15 protein-coding genes are annotated in these 16,674 nt (G+C 41.3%); 1 reads left to right on the top strand and 14 read right to left on the bottom strand.

Annotated features, from left to right (window positions below):
* Positions 1 to 9 precede the first annotated feature (9 nt).
* Complete coding sequence (gene aroC / locus WAA20_RS07010; RefSeq protein ID WP_073384532.1) at positions 10 to 1,116, top strand: chorismate synthase; 1,107 nt, start codon at positions 10 to 12, stop codon at positions 1,114 to 1,116.
* Between the two features lie 112 nt (positions 1,117 to 1,228).
* On the opposite strand, the gene WAA20_RS07005 is transcribed toward aroC, so the two are convergent.
* From WAA20_RS07005 to WAA20_RS06940, 14 genes are all read right to left on the bottom strand, one after another.
* A complete protein-coding gene (locus WAA20_RS07005) occupies positions 1,229 to 2,383 on the bottom strand; it encodes a beta-propeller fold lactonase family protein (protein WP_081373600.1) in 1,155 nt (384 codons plus the stop codon).
* Positions 2,384 to 2,453: 70 nt separating this feature from the next.
* Positions 2,454 to 3,521 (bottom strand): class II aldolase/adducin family protein, encoded by a 1,068-nt coding sequence (locus tag WAA20_RS07000; protein ID WP_073384534.1) that lies wholly within the window; start codon positions 3,519 to 3,521, stop codon positions 2,454 to 2,456.
* A 129-nt stretch (positions 3,522 to 3,650) separates the two neighbouring features.
* Positions 3,651 to 4,226, bottom strand: coding sequence for a 5-formyltetrahydrofolate cyclo-ligase (locus tag WAA20_RS06995; protein WP_073384536.1), 576 nt, complete (start codon positions 4,224 to 4,226; stop codon positions 3,651 to 3,653).
* 66 nt (positions 4,227 to 4,292) lie between these two features.
* Complete coding sequence (locus tag WAA20_RS06990) at positions 4,293 to 5,963, bottom strand: NAD(P)/FAD-dependent oxidoreductase (RefSeq protein ID WP_073384538.1); 1,671 nt, start codon at positions 5,961 to 5,963, stop codon at positions 4,293 to 4,295.
* A 49-nt stretch (positions 5,964 to 6,012) separates the two neighbouring features.
* Entirely contained in the window at positions 6,013 to 7,299 is a 1,287-nt protein-coding gene (locus WAA20_RS06985) for an aminoacetone oxidase family FAD-binding enzyme (RefSeq protein ID WP_073384540.1), read from the bottom strand.
* Positions 7,296 to 8,900 (bottom strand): polysaccharide biosynthesis C-terminal domain-containing protein, encoded by a 1,605-nt coding sequence (locus WAA20_RS06980; RefSeq protein WP_073384542.1) that lies wholly within the window; start codon positions 8,898 to 8,900, stop codon positions 7,296 to 7,298. Before WAA20_RS06980 ends, WAA20_RS06985 begins: the two co-directional genes overlap by 4 nt.
* Positions 8,890 to 9,399 (bottom strand): rRNA maturation RNase YbeY, encoded by a 510-nt coding sequence (ybeY, locus tag WAA20_RS06975; RefSeq protein ID WP_073384544.1) that lies wholly within the window; start codon positions 9,397 to 9,399, stop codon positions 8,890 to 8,892. Before ybeY ends, WAA20_RS06980 begins: the two co-directional genes overlap by 11 nt.
* Positions 9,383 to 10,642 (bottom strand): hypothetical protein, encoded by a 1,260-nt coding sequence (locus tag WAA20_RS06970; RefSeq protein WP_073384546.1) that lies wholly within the window; start codon positions 10,640 to 10,642, stop codon positions 9,383 to 9,385. Before WAA20_RS06970 ends, ybeY begins: the two co-directional genes overlap by 17 nt.
* A 34-nt stretch (positions 10,643 to 10,676) precedes the next feature.
* Positions 10,677 to 11,726 carry a PhoH family protein gene (locus WAA20_RS06965; protein WP_073384548.1) on the bottom strand — a complete coding sequence of 350 codons (1,050 nt, stop codon included), beginning with the start codon at positions 11,724 to 11,726 and terminating at the stop codon, positions 10,677 to 10,679.
* Positions 11,723 to 12,202, bottom strand: coding sequence for a 23S rRNA (pseudouridine(1915)-N(3))-methyltransferase RlmH (gene rlmH / locus WAA20_RS06960; protein WP_073384550.1), 480 nt, complete (start codon positions 12,200 to 12,202; stop codon positions 11,723 to 11,725). Before rlmH ends, WAA20_RS06965 begins: the two co-directional genes overlap by 4 nt.
* A gap of 24 nt (positions 12,203 to 12,226) precedes the next feature.
* The gene (locus WAA20_RS06955) at positions 12,227 to 12,808 is read right to left on the bottom strand and encodes a hypothetical protein (RefSeq protein WP_073384552.1); all 582 of its coding nucleotides are present in this window, start codon (positions 12,806 to 12,808) and stop codon (positions 12,227 to 12,229) included.
* A 169-nt stretch (positions 12,809 to 12,977) separates the two neighbouring features.
* A complete protein-coding gene (gene gltA, locus WAA20_RS06950) occupies positions 12,978 to 14,378 on the bottom strand; it encodes an NADPH-dependent glutamate synthase (protein WP_073384554.1) in 1,401 nt (466 codons plus the stop codon).
* Positions 14,379 to 14,394: 16 nt separating this feature from the next.
* Entirely contained in the window at positions 14,395 to 15,270 is an 876-nt protein-coding gene (locus tag WAA20_RS06945) for a sulfide/dihydroorotate dehydrogenase-like FAD/NAD-binding protein (RefSeq protein WP_073384556.1), read from the bottom strand.
* A 153-nt stretch (positions 15,271 to 15,423) separates the two neighbouring features.
* Positions 15,424 to 16,656, bottom strand: coding sequence for a chitobiase/beta-hexosaminidase C-terminal domain-containing protein (locus WAA20_RS06940; RefSeq protein WP_073384558.1), 1,233 nt, complete (start codon positions 16,654 to 16,656; stop codon positions 15,424 to 15,426).
* Between the last annotated feature and the right edge of the window lie 18 nt (positions 16,657 to 16,674).

Below are 16,674 nucleotides of genomic sequence, written 5' to 3'. Positions count from 1 at the left end.
GGGCGCTTCATGTCAGGATCAATATTTGGAAAAAATCTTAAAATCTCAACCTGGGGAGAATCACACGGACCTGCTCTTGGTGTCGTTATAGACGGGTTCCCTGCAGGAATGGAGCTTTCAGAAAGCACGATCCAGGAATATCTGGACCGCAGAAAGCCAGGAACTTCATCAGTTACCACTCCTCGTAAAGAAGACGATAAAGTAGAGATCTTATCAGGTGTTTTTGAAGGAAAGACTACAGGAACTCCCATCTCTCTCATGATAAGAAACACATCTCAGAAATCCGGAGATTACAGTCAGATAGCCTCCTATTACAGACCCGGACATGCTGATTTTGGTTTTGATTCCAAATATGGTTTCAGAGACTATAGAGGCGGCGGACGTTCATCAGGACGCGAAACCATCGGCCGTGTAGCTGCAGGAGCTCTTTGCTGCACTCTTCTTAAAAAAATGGGCATAGAGCTTACCGCATATACTAAATCAATAGGTCCTGTAAGTATCGATCCTGATAAGTTTGATCCTTCTGTTATAAGAGAAAATCCTGTATGCATGCCCGATGCAGATGCTGCTCAGAAAGCATTTGATTACATTCAGAAATGCCGTGAAGAGCAGGATTCTGTAGGTGGCGTAATAGAATGTCGCATAAAAGGTGTTCCTGCCGGAATCGGCGATCCTGTTTTTGACAAGCTTGATGCTTCCATGGCCAAGGCTCTTATGTCTATAGGCGCAGTAAAAGCGGTTGAAGTTGGCGACGGAGTTTTAGTATCAACCTATAAAGGTTCAGAAGATAACGACGGCTTCACAAGCGAAAACGGAAAGATCGTAACTACAACAAATCATTCCGGCGGCATCATGGGCGGAATAAGTAATGGCTCTGAAATAGTACTTAGGTGTCACGTTAAGCCAACACCTTCTATTTCCAAAGAGCAGGCAACTGTTAAGCAGGACGGAAGTCCTATAGACGTTGTGATAGGCGGAAGACACGATCCTGTAGTAGTGCCAAGAGCTGTAGTAGTTGTTGAATGCATGGCTGCAGTAACCCTTCTTGATGCTATGATCTCCAACATGTCTTCAAGAGCAGAGTATATTACAGACTTCTATAAGTCCAAAAAATAAGGCCTCATTCGTTGAGTGTTTAACTATCTTTCATATATCTATACAAAAAATCCCCGATGAGTTTGACTCACCGGGGTATCATTTTACATGCTCTTAAGTTTTAACTATTATCTTATCCCTCAAGCTTATGGAATACGATGCAGTTAGGCTGATCAACACTAACTTCCGGTCCGTTCATGACAATGATTCCCTTAGCCATGTTAACTGTAAAGAATGTCATTGTATTGGACTCGTGGTTAAGAGATACAAGGTGCTTATTGTCAGGGAACAAAGCAGCATCCTTAGGATACTCGCCTGAAATAGGAAGACCAAGGATCTTCTTGAGCTTTCCTGTTCTCTTATCTGCTCTGTAGATATCTACAAAGTTCTCACCAAGGTTAGATGATACAAGATAGTTGTAATCAAGTGAGAACATAAGTGCGCTACTTGCGATACCCTGTACATCAGGCTCGTCGATAGTAGACATTGACTGAATTCTTTCGAAATCAGGTATATCGTGATCATCTACTCTGTAGTGATATACGTCGATTGAATTCTTCTGCTCTGTAAGAACGTAAATAAATTCACCATTCTCAGAGAACTTGATATGTCTTGGAGCTGACTCCTGATCGCAGTGAATAACGTCAGCATTTTCAAGACGACCTGTCTCGTGATTAAGCTTATAAACATTGATCCTGTCCATTCCAAGATCACATGCGCACAGGAACTTATTGTCCTTGGTCATACGTACGCACTGAACATGTGGACGATGGTTACGTCCTGCAGCAGAGCCAAGCCCCTTCTGATAGATCTCCTCTGTGATCTCACCGATACTTCCATCTTCATTCAGACGAAGAACAGTGATCTTTCCATCATGATATCCTGCGCAGAAAAGGAACTTATCTTCATAGTCAGTAGAAAGATAACATCCTCTCATACCATTGATGGAAGCTTCGTTGATAAGGCTAAGTGTTCCATCTTTCTTGATGTCATAAGCCTCAACGCCAAAATCGGTTATAGAATAAAGGTGCTTTTTATTCTTGGACTCAGTAACGTAAGAAGAGTTTGTGATCTTGATCTTACTCTTCTCAGTCATACGACCGTTCTTGATATCTACGTCGTAAACGCGGATACCGAACTTATCGCCTGTTCCATTAGTATAGCTTGATACATAAGCTACATACTTGTCCTCTGAAGCCGTTTCTTCTGCCCATGGCTTTTCTACCGGCTTTGCAGACTCATCAGAAGCAGCCACGTTAACCTCTTCGTTTGTAATAGTTTCTGTCATATTGATGTCCTCCATAGATATGGATATAAAATCTAGAACCATTTTAACACAGTTATAGGCGGCTCAACAATCATCTTTTTGCCAGCTTCGAGTAAGAGTTTCTGTAGTGTCTGTTCATCTTATGACAATCTCTGTATGAAAGGAAGTTAGCGCTACCGTATCTTGAGGCCGCTATCTGAGCAATACAGGCCTTATCCAAAACAAGTGCAGCTGCCTGTGCATCATCTCTGGTTTCCCCAAGACAGAAAGCTCCATCATCAAGAGCAAAGACCGCGTTGACATTTTTTTTCACAATAATACGTCTTCCGTCATGGCCATGATGATTGATAGGAATCCTTACGCTTGTGCCGATAAGCTGGGCAAAATCGTCAAGAAGAGGCTTCATAAGAGTCGCACGTCTTGACACGATCCTGCAGGCCTGGGACTTGTTATGAACTATGTGCTTGACATCAGGTCTTTTTGCATAGATCTCTTCGTGAATCCTCTTAACTCTGTAAGGAGTATCAGCCTTATCATAGATTATCTTACCGCTGTTAATGTGTGAGCTGAATCCTTCAAGAAACTCACTTTCAATATCCATGTGGCAATAGCCGTGTAAAAAGATCTTTGCTGCTTCTTCCATCTCCATAGCACACTCAAGGGCTTCGTCACTTATAGAGCCCATGCATATCGTGCCATGATTGGACATGATGATACCGTTTGCAGACTTATGTTTCTCGATAGTCTTTCTAACATTTTCAGCAAGCTTCTTGGTCCCGGGAAGTGCATATGGCGCACATGGAATCCTCATATCATCGCCGTCAACTTCCGCCCTTATCTCTTTAACTCCAAGAGAACCTGCAACAGTAGCAAATACCTGATGTGTATGAATTATAAATCTGATATCACTTCTGGCATTATAGCAGGCAACATGAACAAGAAGTTCGCTTGAAGGCTTGCACTTACCCTCCCATGAAAGATCCTTGAGATTAACCTCTGCGATCATTTCCGGAGTAAGGTCTTCATACATAATGCCGCTTGGTGTTATCAGAATACGATCTTTATCCAGTCTGCACGATATATTTCCCCAGGTTCTGACAAGAAGTCCCTGGTCATGAAGTTGTTTTCCAATATTTATTATTTCCTGTCGTGGATCCATAAAAAACTTTCCTGCTTTCTGTATTGATTATGTGACTTTTTGTCACTTCATTCCAAAAATCCAGTAAATAGATCAATTGAGATTTCTTTCAGTTCCTGGCCTATTTACCTATATATATGAATCTATGATTTAAATATATATACGAGATTGGGAAATGATCATATCCGGCTTCATATCATGACTCTCCATAGGAAAAACGTCATCAAATATCTGCTCATCAAAAGCGATAGCTACAAGCTTCGCCCCCGGAACTCTCGGAATATAACGGTCATAAAATCCGCCCTTATACCCTATCCTGTTACATTCTCTATCAAAAGCAACTCCCGGAATGATCATAAGAGTATCTGAATGAAGTCTTCCTAAGTCCGTCTCATATGCATCCTTCGTAACCGGCTCAGGTATCCCATGAAAGCCTTCGCTTATCTGATCCATATCCGTGATCCTGTAGAATTCCATGATGCCTTCCTTTGGATCAATAACCTTAGGACAAAAGACCTTCTTGCCCATTTGGATCAACCTCTCGATCAGATCTTTCGTATCAACTTCTGAGCGATACGAATAGTATATAAGAATATTTTCTGCCATTTTAACAGAATCGGATTCTATAAGTCTTTCAGCTATTTTCTTGCTATACTTATCTCTTTTTTCAAAAGGTATACTATCTCTAAGTTTAAGAGCAAGTTTTCGATATTCCTGTTTAGTCATCTTATTTCTCTATACTTATTTTTTACGCATTTCAAACTAACATCTGCTATATTCCATATCATAGTGTTAGTCTTTTCTGGGGTATCTTTCTGCGCAGATGCGTGCTGCCACTTTCATTCCGTCCATAGCAGCTGACATGATTCCTCCTGCATATCCTGCGCCTTCTCCACAAGGATACAAGCCTTTTGTTGACACAGCCTGAAGGTCATCACCTCTAGTGATCCTTACTGGTGATGATGTCCTGCTTTCTACGCCTTCCATAAGGGTATCATCAGCATCAAAGCCTTCTATCATGCGGCCAAATGCAGTCATACCTTCATCAATAGCTTCTTTAAGGTCAGAAGAAAGAAGTTCATGAACATTAGCAAAAGTATACTCACCCTTTATACATGGAGTATTCCAGCTGCTTCTATCCTCTTCATTCGCTCTTGCCGTGCTGCAGTTTTTAAAATCCTTAAAGTATTCGACAGGAACTTTGCCCTTTCCCATCTCATAAGCCTTCTTTTCAAGCCTTCTCTGGAACTCAACTCCGCAAAGCGGGCCTTCTCCACCAAAGTCTTCCGGCTTAACAGTTACTATTATTGCACTGTTTGCATTTCTAGAATCACGGGCATAATAACTCATTCCGTTGACGCACAGGTGTCCCTCTTCTGACGAAGCGTTAACTACATATCCTCCCGGGCACATGCAAAAAGAGTATACGCCTCTTCCTTGAGACGTGTTATGAACCACTTTATAAGGCGATGCCGGAAGTGTAGGGCTTTGCTCTACGCCGTACTGGGATCTGTTGATCTTCCTTTGAGGATGCTCAACACGAAGACCTACAGCAAATGCCTTAGGCTCCATGTATACGCCTTCACATACCAGTGCTTCAAAGGTATCTCTTGCGCTATGACCTATAGCCATGATGACAGTATCTGTATCGATCACAGATTCCTTGCCATCTTTATCTTTAACCTTAATTCCATTTACGCTTTGATCTCCAAGGACAAGTCCTGTCATCTGCGACTCAAAAAGGACTGTTCCTCCAAGCTTTTTGATATCTTCTCTGATATTTCTTACAACTTCAACAAGCTTGTCAGTTCCAATATGGGGCTTAGCCTCATAATAGATTTCTTCAGGAGCTCCATGCTCTATGAATATCTTAAGAGCTGCTCTTCCAATCCCGTCCTTGTCACGGACCATGGTATTAAGCTTACCATCAGAGAATGCTCCGGCGCCGCCCTCACCAAACTGTACGTTTGATACTGTATCTAAAACGCCTGTCTTCCAGAAGTTTTCAACATCCTTCTGCCTGTCTTCGACTGGTCTGCCTCTTTCAATAAGTATAGGTTTAAAGCCAAGTCTGGCAAGTTCGAAAGCAGCAAAAAGTCCACAGGGTCCTGCTCCAACAACTACAGGAGACTTAGACATTTCTTTATCGCCAAAAGGTGGCAGCTTATATTCTACAGGTTCAAAAATCTGCGCATTCTTGTTCCTTGCCTTTTGAAGTGCTTTCTTTTCATTTATGCCAAGGGATATATCAATTGTATAAACATCAAATATATCAGGCTTCTTACGTGCATCTATTGAATGTCTGAAAACAGACAGTTTTGTTATATCCTTTGCATCTATCTTCAAAGCTTTTGCACACACAAAAGTAAGACTCTTGGAAAGAGCCTTAGGGTCCATAACTCCATTATTAAACGCAGAGGCATCGCCTCCGTTTTTTACTTTTATATTACTGATTCGAATCATATATCATCCTATTAAACTCTGGTGATCCAGCCGGTACACACATTTATGTTTATCTTGCCGCTGCCCTGCCCGCAATACTTCCGCTTGTAAACGCCCACTGAAGATTATATCCACCACATCTTCCGTCAACATCTGCAAGTTCTCCAACAACATATACCCCCGGAGTCGTTACAGACTCAAGGTCATCTGTCAGATCATCAAGACTTACTCCGCCTGTTGTAACCTGCGATGAAGCATAGTCAGAAACGCCTTTTATACTAATACAAACATTTCTATAATTATCAATAACATCGCAAAGCTTATTGATATCATCAGCTTTAACTATTGTCTCCTGACCGATTCCGCATCTGGATAGTATCATTACGCCTATCAGATGATTACAGATACCATCAAGAACCTGAATGTAGGTCTTACCGGCCGCCATACCAGAGATCTCTTTTTTCATATCCTCAAAAGCTTCGTCAGAATATGTCGGGAAGAAGTCTATAACAGCAGTAACAGTATTACCTTTTGCTTTATCAGTTCCTGTCGAAGAGCTATAAGCCTTACTCTTGTCGCCGCTATCCTTACAGCCTTCGCCAAGATACTGCGCTACTCTTCCGCTAAGCTGCAGCACAGGAATTCCTGAGATACCCTTTGAAGTTATCTGAACTTCACCATATTCGCATATGTCTTCGATCTCTTTGATCCTGACATTAGCCATCATTCTTACGCCATAGTCTTTTGGCAGATCCTTATCATCTGATAGAAGAGCTACAAGCGCCGGATAAGTATCCTTAACTTCCATTCCAAGGCTCTTTGCTATGTAATAGCTGTCGCCTGTAGACATGGTCGACTTAGGACCTGACAGGCCGCCTGTTGCTATGATAACAGCATCTGCGTTATATACTTCACCTGATGCCTTAACTTCAAAGCCTTTTCCTTCAGAAAGAGGTGTTATCTTCTTGAGCTGTCTTCCACCGACAAATTCGATCCCAAGCCTCTTAACTTCGTCAAACATGGCGTTTTGTACCGTTACCGCCTGACCTGAAAGAGGATATATATATCCTTCTTCGCTCTGCGTCACTACGCCAAGTGACTTCATAAAATCTATGGTATCTGATACGCCGAATCTCTTAAGAAAATCTTCCATTCTGCTTCTGGCACTAAGATTATAACATGACGGGCTCATAGCCTCATTGGTCAGATTACAGCGACCATTACCTGTCATGGAGATCTTCTTACCGGCTATATCATTTTTTTCCAACAGAGTTACGCTCGCGCCCTGCCTTGCTGCCATGATAGCAGCACACATACCGGCCGCACCCGCACCTGCTACAAGAACCTTTTTACTCATATAAAATGAAAACCTCTGGCTATAACTAAAATAAATCCGCCACCCGGAATTCTCTCAACTTCATACTCGTATATTCCTCTGAGAACCAGAAGGAAGAGCAAATACAAAAATCCTCCTGCAAGGCAGCATACAAGTATAGTGAGAATTTCGCCAATAACGTTGATGAGTACCATATTAAGCAAAAATACTATTACTGCTGCAACTGCGCTGCAGATAAATGGAACTACAAAGCACTGTATCCACTTGTGTCTGTAGTGGATCATTCTCATGATCTCCCAAAATCCCATTGCACCTATCACAAGGAACATAACAAAATCTGCATAAGATACTGCTGTCATCTCTTTGCCCATTCCATAAGACATAAAGCAGAAGGTGAGTACGTGCACTATGGCAGCCACTATAATGTTAAGCATAAGAGCACGCAGTTTCCTGAGTCTTAGCAGTATAGCGCTCATCAGGATTCCTATAGGCGCTGCAAAAACGATAAGAGATGCATGTCCCATCATTGCAACTGCAGATTCTGTAGGAGTTACATACACAGCTCTTTGGATAGTATCTGCAAGAACCACCATAAACATTGATGCCGGGAAAAGAAGTATTACCAGATATCTGGAAAACTCAGCCAGAACATCAAGTGCTCCATGTCTGTCTGAATGAACAACCATAGAACAGAATTCATATACTTTTCGCAGCTGTAAGATAACTATGAGACAAACAATAATCACGATCACCGGAAGAACTCCGCCATACCAGATTCCCCACTGAACAGCTGTGTGCTCAAGTATACCTACATACATAGCTTCGTCTATCAGATTTATTGCAAACGGGAATGCAAAGGCAAGAGAAAAAGAAACGACATTTCTGCTGTAAGAAGGACCCTGTCCAAGGTATCTTGGCTCTCCGCCTCTTACAATGTCATCCATTTTGCCACTCTTAAGCTTCCAGATAATAAGAAGATATAAAAGTGTTATCAGAGAAGATATGCAGACTGAAGCAAGTGCTCCAAATGCACCATAACCTGATGCAAGATCATTACGTTCCAAAAGAGCATTCGCTTTAAGACCGTATCTGTATGAAAAACTTGCAAATATTGGTGTGAGTAGCACAAAAGCTACTGCAAAGATAAGCTCAGCTAAAAGAGAATACACATTCTCTCCAAAGCCTTCAAGCATACCCCTTATAGCTCCCTGAACGCTGATAAATACAATAGCCGCAGCTACTGCTATCAAAGCCAGGAATCCAATCCTTGAACCAAACAGTTTTTCAGAAGCAGAAAAAGAAAAGATAAGGATTAAACCACTTACGATAATTCCGGCCGCAAAAGAGATTGTTCTTGCTTTTCTTGCAGTGTCCATGGCATTTATGAACTGTTTCTTTTTTTCATAGAGCCTTATTGCTGCACAGATAGCATGTTCCAGCGCAAAAACAAACACGCCATAACAGATCATGAACAGATCCATGGGCGATGCGAATATTCCAAGTCCTTCATTTTTGATGATACGCAAAAGGAAAATCCTGGTAACCATCAAAATACTTATCATCAAAAAAAGTACTATGGAAAAAGTATCCGGTTTAATCCTGTCTTTAACTTTAATTGCCATCTCTTGTTATCCCAAGCCTTTCAAGTACGTCGTTCTGTTTCTGTTCCATTACTTTGGCTTCATCCTCTTCCATGTGATCATAACCGCAAAGATGAAACATCGAATGAGCTGTCAAAAAAGCAAATTCCCTTTTTTCACTATGTCCGTATTCAAGAGCCTGTGATCTTACTCTCTTTTCATTGATCACGATGTCGCCAAGATAGATGCTTCCGTTATCGGGATCTACCATGTTACATCTGTCCGGCCCGTTCAAGACTGAAAAGTCTCCCGGAGTTTCATATTCAATGTTAGGAAAAGACAAAACGTCTGTCTCCCTGTCTATATCCCTGAACTCTCTGTTCATCTCATGTATGCCTTCGTCATCAGTTATCAGCATATTGATCTGAGCTTCTTCGGGAAAATTCTCACTTCTGAGTACTTCTTCACACACACTGCGCGCAATCTCTTCTATGTCGAAATCAAACTTTGCATCGACTTCGTTTTCAACGCAGAAAATCATAATACAATTTCTCCTTTTTCAAGAGCTTACTTACTCTGTTAAGCTCTGCAATTGAAAGATTGGAATGATTAAAGCTTCCGCTTATATGCCTTCTTTCAATCATTTCTTCTATCATTCTGTCACTATCTATTTTAGCAGTTTTATCTTTTTCGAAAATAGCCATAAGCTTATTAACAAGGTCTTCGCAAAGGTTGATGATCGTTGCCTCTTTGGAAACAGGCGCCTTTTTACCGCTTTTGATATACTCTTCAAGTAATGTCACAGCGGATTCCGGGAACTGATAACGCCGGAAATAAGGCTTTGCAGCTTCCATATCATCAGGCTTTCCATCAAGCATTCCAACTCTGTGATAATAAGCGCAGGCTTTGGTAGCCCTTCTGTTAACACCGATATCTGCAGCTATCCTGTCTGCAAGATATGCTGTGTGAATCGCTCTGTAATACTCTCTCTTATCCTTGTTCTTGATCTTAACAAGAAGCTCAAACTCAGGATCGTTGATATCCATATACATGTCATTGCTTCCTCTTATAACAAGAAGACTGAATGCATTAAGCAGTACCAGAAGAAGTATTGAGCTGATGACAACATTTACAAGCGGAACCGTAAGCATTGTAAAAGAAAATGTCTGATTCAAAAACAGCACATGATAAGCAACAAGAAGGACAAATAAAAGCATTATAGATATCAATATCGGCAATCCAAACTGAAGTTTCTCTCCAACATGCTGGAACAAAACTATTGCAACAACACCTGCTATCAGGTATATGAAGAAAGGCTGAACCGATGATCCATGGCAAAGCAGAAGCGATACGTTTAAAAGTGCGCAGCCACTGCAAATTCCAATAAGGGCATTTGAAAAAAGCGATAAGAGTACAAAAATACTAAGATATGGCCATATCAGGTTATTAACAAGAGGAAACAAAAGGGCTGTTACAAACACTATAATGTAGATAACAAAAAAGCGGTTCATGTGCTTTTCATTACCATACACAAGGGAGCCTCTTATAAGACCATCCTCCCATAAAAAAATAATAAGGCCGCTTTCTACAAGTACAGAGATAACATTTCTTATTATCTCTTCATCCGGAAGGCTATATGCCCTACCGGCAGCAAACATCAAAAAGCATGATGCCAGACACAAAGTTATCATACTGGCAACATTCCTTAAATATTTCAAGATCTTACTCTCACTACGAATATCTACCTCAGAAACTTTTTCATCACCTGTTGTCTTGATATCCATACAAACTCGCTCCCCATTTTATTGTCCCGGAAAATCACCTTTTTCTTAACTCTTTCTTGATTGCAGCCTTTCTTGCAGATCTGGCTGTCTCTTTTTTCTCATAGTCTTCGTATGCCTTAACGATCTTCTGTACAAGAGGATGACGAACAACGTCTTTACTTGTAAGATTGCATACTGCTATATCATCGATATCTTTAAGGACCTTCTGTGCTACATCAAGTCCTGATACAGTTCCCGGTGCAAGGTCCTTCTGAGTAGCATCACCAGTTACGATGACCTTGGAACCAAAACCAATTCTTGTAAGGAACATCTTCATCTGCGCAGGAGTTGTATTCTGCGCTTCATCAAGAATAATATATGCATTATCAAGGGTTCTACCTCTCATATAGGCAAGAGGTGCAACCTCTATAAGGCCCTTCTCCATGTTGGCAAGGAATCTTTCTGTTCCCATAATCTGATACAGAGCATCATACAATGGGCGAAGATATGGATCTACCTTGCTCTGAAGGTCTCCTGGAAGGAATCCCAGCTTTTCACCGGCTTCAATAGCAGGTCTTGTCAGGATGATCCTTGATACCTCTTCCTTTTGGAAAGCTGTGATGGCCATTGCCATAGCAAGATAAGTCTTACCTGTTCCTGCAGGTCCAAGGCCAAAGGTTATCATATGTGATCTTATTGAATCTACGTACTTTTTCTGACCAAGTGTCTTGGGCTTTATCGGCTTACCTGTCGTTGTGTGGCAGATAAGGTCAGAATCGATATCTAAAAGGACGCTGTCGTTATCAACTTCGCCCATGTTTTCGTTTTCCATATTGTCTCTATCCTCTTTAAGTATTATTGCGTAATCAACGCTTTGTTCTTCGATGCTGCTTCCTGCTGATGAAAGCTTGGCAAGCTGCCTTATTATATCAGCAGCACTTTGAGCATCCTTCTGCCTTCCGACTATATGGATCTGTCCGCCCCTGTCAGTTATCTCTACTCCAAGGTTATCTTCTATCTTCTTCATATAGCTGTCATTACGGCCGAATATATTTCTCATCTCATCTACTGTGAGAACGATCTTTATCTCTGTTACATCATTCATTTATGGTATGGTTCCCCGCTAAGAATTTTATACGATCTGTATATCTGTTCCAAAAGCACTACTCTCATCATCTGATGAGGGAAGGTCATATCCGAAAAGCTTATCTGCCCGTCAGCACGATCTAAGACCGCATCACTTAATCCTAAAGATCCGCCTATTACGAACTGAATATGGCTGCACCCTGAAAGTGCATATCCATCTATCCACTTGGCAAAACCGGGAGAATCAACCTTCTTACCCTTTATGGCAAGTGCAATGACCTTGGCTTTGGGATCAACATGTTTTAACAGTTTCTCTCCTTCCTTGTCCTTTATCATAAGCTCTATAGCTTCAGGAGCATTGTCAGGAGTCTTCTCATCTGCAACCTCGATTATCTCAGGCTTGCAGTATCTTGTAAGACGCTTCATGTATTCTGCTATTGCGTCATTCCAATATTTCTCTTTTATCTTTCCAACACAAAGTATACTAATTTTAATAATTTCACACTTTCCGTATTTTCTCTAAGAAAAAATCTCACTGTAATATTTTTCAACGAAGCGGTCCAGCATGTCATCGTCAAGATTCATGAATTTCTGCGTAATGCAGTTTTTCATATAAGTTGTTCTTTTATAGAAGATCACAGCATCATCTGTTTCATCTGCTTCATCAGTAACCTGATCATCATCTAAATCACCTGTATCATACAAGCATTCATCATCTTCAAGGTCATCTGTAGCATCTGTATCATCTGAACCATCAACAGCTTCCTTATAGTCCGGATCATTAACCGCATCCTCTATGGACTTGGCCGTAAGATTATCAACGCACCACTCATGGATCTTCTCAGAAAGAGTGCTCTCTTTGACAGCAGCTTCAGTGAACCTTTTATAATTCCTCATAGCAAGCGCTCCCATAACAATAAAAAGAACAAACAGGGAGCCCATTATACCTGTTGTCATATACTTATTAAACATAGGCATCGAGAGGGGGTTTTTGATAAGCATATAAATATCAGCCAAAAGACCAATAGCGCCAACACTTATCAATACGACAGCTGAGGAATGATTATCCTCCGCCATATCTTCATTAGATCTGTATCCCATAAAACTATTGTCCTCCCAAATATTACAATCCCTTATATAATACCACAAAAGGGCGTACAGGTTGTACCCGTACGCCCTTATAATGTAAATTTTTCTTTAAGAAAATTTAAAATATAATTCTGATAATAAGATATATCTAAGTCATGCTAATAAGTTAATGATGAGCTTATCAGTCAAGAGACTTAAGATACTCGTCGATACCTGCTGCAGCTGCTTTACCAGCACCCATTGCAAGGATAACTGTAGCAGCACCTGTTACTGCATCACCACCGGCAAATACACCGTTCTTGGATGTCTGACCGTTTTCTTCCTGAGCAACGATACATTTACGCTTGTTGATCTCAAGACCCTCTGTTGTAGAACTGATAAGAGGGTTAGGGCTTGTACCAAGTGACATGATAACAGCATCGCAGTCGATCTCAAACTCAGAACCTGGGATTTCTACAGGACTTCTTCTTCCTGATTCATCAGGCTCACCAAGTTCCATTCTGATGCATCTGCATCCTCTTACCCATCCCTCTTCATCTGTAAGGATCTCAACAGGGTTGTTAAGAAGATCGAAGATTACACCTTCCTGCTTAGCATGCTCAACTTCTTCCTTACGTGCAGGAAGCTCTTCTTCAGAACGACGATATACAACATGTACCTCTGAGCCAAGACGGAGAGCTGTTCTGGCAGCGTCCATAGCAACGTTACCACCACCAACTACAACTGTCTTCTTAGGATGCATGATAGGTGTTGTAGAATTAGCGTCAAATGCCTTCATGAGATTTGAACGTGTAAGGAACTCATTAGCTGAGAATACGCCAAGTGCCTGCTCACCAGGAATATGCATGAACTTTGGAAGTCCTGCACCTGATCCGATGAATACAGCATCAAAGCCTTCATCCTTCATAAGAGAGTCAATTGTAACACTCTTACCGATAACAACGTCCTTCTCTATCTTAACGCCGAGCTTTTCAACATTCTCGATTTCCTTCTTAACTACCTTCTCTTTAGGAAGACGGAATTCAGGAATACCATATACTAAAACACCACCGGCTTCGTGAAGTGCTTCGAAAATAGTAACTTCATAGCCAAGCTTTGCAAGATCGCCTGCACATGTAAGTCCGGAAGGACCTGAACCGATAACAGCAACCTTGTGATTCTTCTTCTCTTTTGCTCCTTCAGGAACGATTCCCATCTCGCGGGCTGTATCAGCAACATATCTCTCAAGCTTACCTATAGATACAGGATCTCCCTTGAAGCCTCTGATACACTTACCTTCACACTGTGACTCCTGAGGACATACACGACCGCAAACAGCCGGAAGTGCAGATGACTGGCTAATGATCTGGTATGCACCTTCAACATTACCTACTTTAACTTCCTGGATAAATGCAGGGATATCAATTGCAACAGGGCATCCCTTCTGGCACTGTGGATTTTTACAGTTAAGACAACGTGTTGCTTCAGCCTCAGCTTCTTCTTTGTTATAGCCAAGACATACTTCTTCAAAATTCGTAGCACGAACCTTGGCGTCCTGTTCACGAACAGGAACTCTCTTCAAAACATCTACTTCTATAGCCATTTGTTAATCTCCTATTTTAATCGCAAACTCCGCAGTGACCTTTGTGTGTTTCACCTTCTTCTTCAGCAAGCTTAAGTCTTGTTTCCTCGTTCTTGTAGAGTTTCATTCTGTTCATAGCCTGATCAAAATCTACAAGGTGACCATCGAATTCAGGTCCGTCAACACATGCAAACTTAACCTGATCTCCTACTGTAAGACGACAAGCACCGCACATACCTGTTCCGTCAACCATGATAGTATTCATAGAAACGATCGTAGGGATATTAAGTTCTTTAGTAAGCTTACATACGAATTTCATCATGATCATCGGGCCAATAGCGATACAAAGATCATACTGATGACCTTCTGCTACCAGATCCTCAAGACACTTTGTAACCATACCGCTTCTGCCGTATGAACCGTCATCTGTTGTTACATAGAGGTTACATACAGTTTTGAAACGCTCTTCAAGGATAACCAGATCCTTATTCTTAGCACCGATGATAACATCAGCTGTTACTCCATGCTCTTTAAGCCATTTAGCCTGAGGATAAACAGGAGCTGTTCCAACACCACCCGCTATGAACACGATTTTCTTGTTCTTAAGTTCTTCCGGATCTTCCTTAGTGAGATCAGAAGGATTACCAAGAGGTCCTACTACGTCTGCAAAGCTATCGCCAGCCTGCATCTTGGCAATCTGATTGGTTTCAGCACCGATGGACTGAACCACGATTTCAACAGTTCCCTTCTCCCTGTCGTAATCGCAGATTGTAAGAGGAATTCGCTCGCCCTCTTCATCAACGCGCACGATCAGGAACTGTCCAGGAAGACATCCTGCAGCTACACGTGGAGCTTCGACAACCATCTGATAGATGTGGGCTGCCAGCTCGTTTCTTTCCAAAATCTTGAACATAGTCCTGTTTCTCCTTACTTATAATTTTAAGCATTAACTGCTCAGTATCATAAAACAAAACGCAAAACATTGCAACACTTAAACGTGGTAAAGTGTCAAAGAGATAAATTTGCAACTCCCCCGCCAACAAAAAAGATGTTTATAAAAAACGTTTTATGTAAGCTGTTTAAGGAAATAATTGCCTGTACCATCTATGCCAAGACGGTACACAGCGCCATCATGTACATTTACAGCGTATAAAAGTCCTGTAGGTGTAGCACTTCCATCTGTACCCATATGGTATTCAGTAAATACATAATAATCACCACTTGAAATAACTTCTGTCGAAGTGACTGAATATGTATTATATCCTTCCGATCCGGCAACTGCTCCGCTACCATCAAGAAGATATCCCTTTTGAACGAGCAAAGTGACCAGATTAGAAGCTGCCTGCTCCTGACTTACATTAACTGTATAATGAAGTGAATATTCACGCTCAACGATCTCACTCAGAGCACCAGTCTCATTATCAACAGCTACAAACTTAAATACAGACTCACCATAAGGCATACTTACAGGGCCTGTATATAAAGTTGAATCCGCTGTAGGATCAGTGCCATCTGTTGTGTAATATACGTTGGTTCCTTCAGAAGTCACAACTGCGATCTGAGTATCAACGTTATAATTACCGCTGTCTTCGATGATAGTAGGAGCATCAGGTACAGGCATTGCAATCTCGTATGTTACAGATGCAACTTCTGACTTAACTCCATCACTGTCAACCAAAATAGCTTTAAGTGTATAGATACCGTTTTTATCAAATATGATAGGATCTACTCCGTTAAAGATAGTATCTGCAAGAGTAGGAGTAACTCCATTGATCGTGTAATAAATGGAGCCCTCTCCTGCCTCAATGTAAACTTCTATCTCTGTGTCATAGGTTCCTGAAGCCATCGAAAATGTTGGAGCCTTTGGTCCTGTTTCTTCTTCAGATCCTGCATCCTGTGATGAACCTTCGGCAGAATCCGGATCTACACCAGCAGTACTTGCAACTGAAGGATTGCCCGGTTTCGTATCAGAAGGTGAATCACTATTGATCAGATAGTAGACAATGCTTCCAAGAAGAGTTATCAGAACGATACAAAGAATACATATCGTAACTTTATAACTTCCAAATATATGACCTTCTTCATTGCCGTCAAAATCGTCATCATCATCAAAATCAACGTAATCTTCATCAGGTATTTCACCTGTATCATCAAGATTACTTGCAAGATGAGACAATGATTCGTCTATCCTGTTTTCAATAAGTGGATCGAACTCCGGTACGATCTTTATTTCTTCGCCACAAGAAGGGCAATATACTGCTTCATCCGGAATAAACGCTCCGCATTTTGGACACTTCATAATTTCATTTCCTTTAAT

Origin of the sequence: Butyrivibrio fibrisolvens (genome assembly GCF_037113525.1) — a bacterium.
Taxonomy (GTDB): Bacteria; Bacillota; Clostridia; order Lachnospirales; family Lachnospiraceae; genus Butyrivibrio; species Butyrivibrio fibrisolvens.
This window is presented reverse-complemented; position numbering and strand designations above follow the sequence as displayed.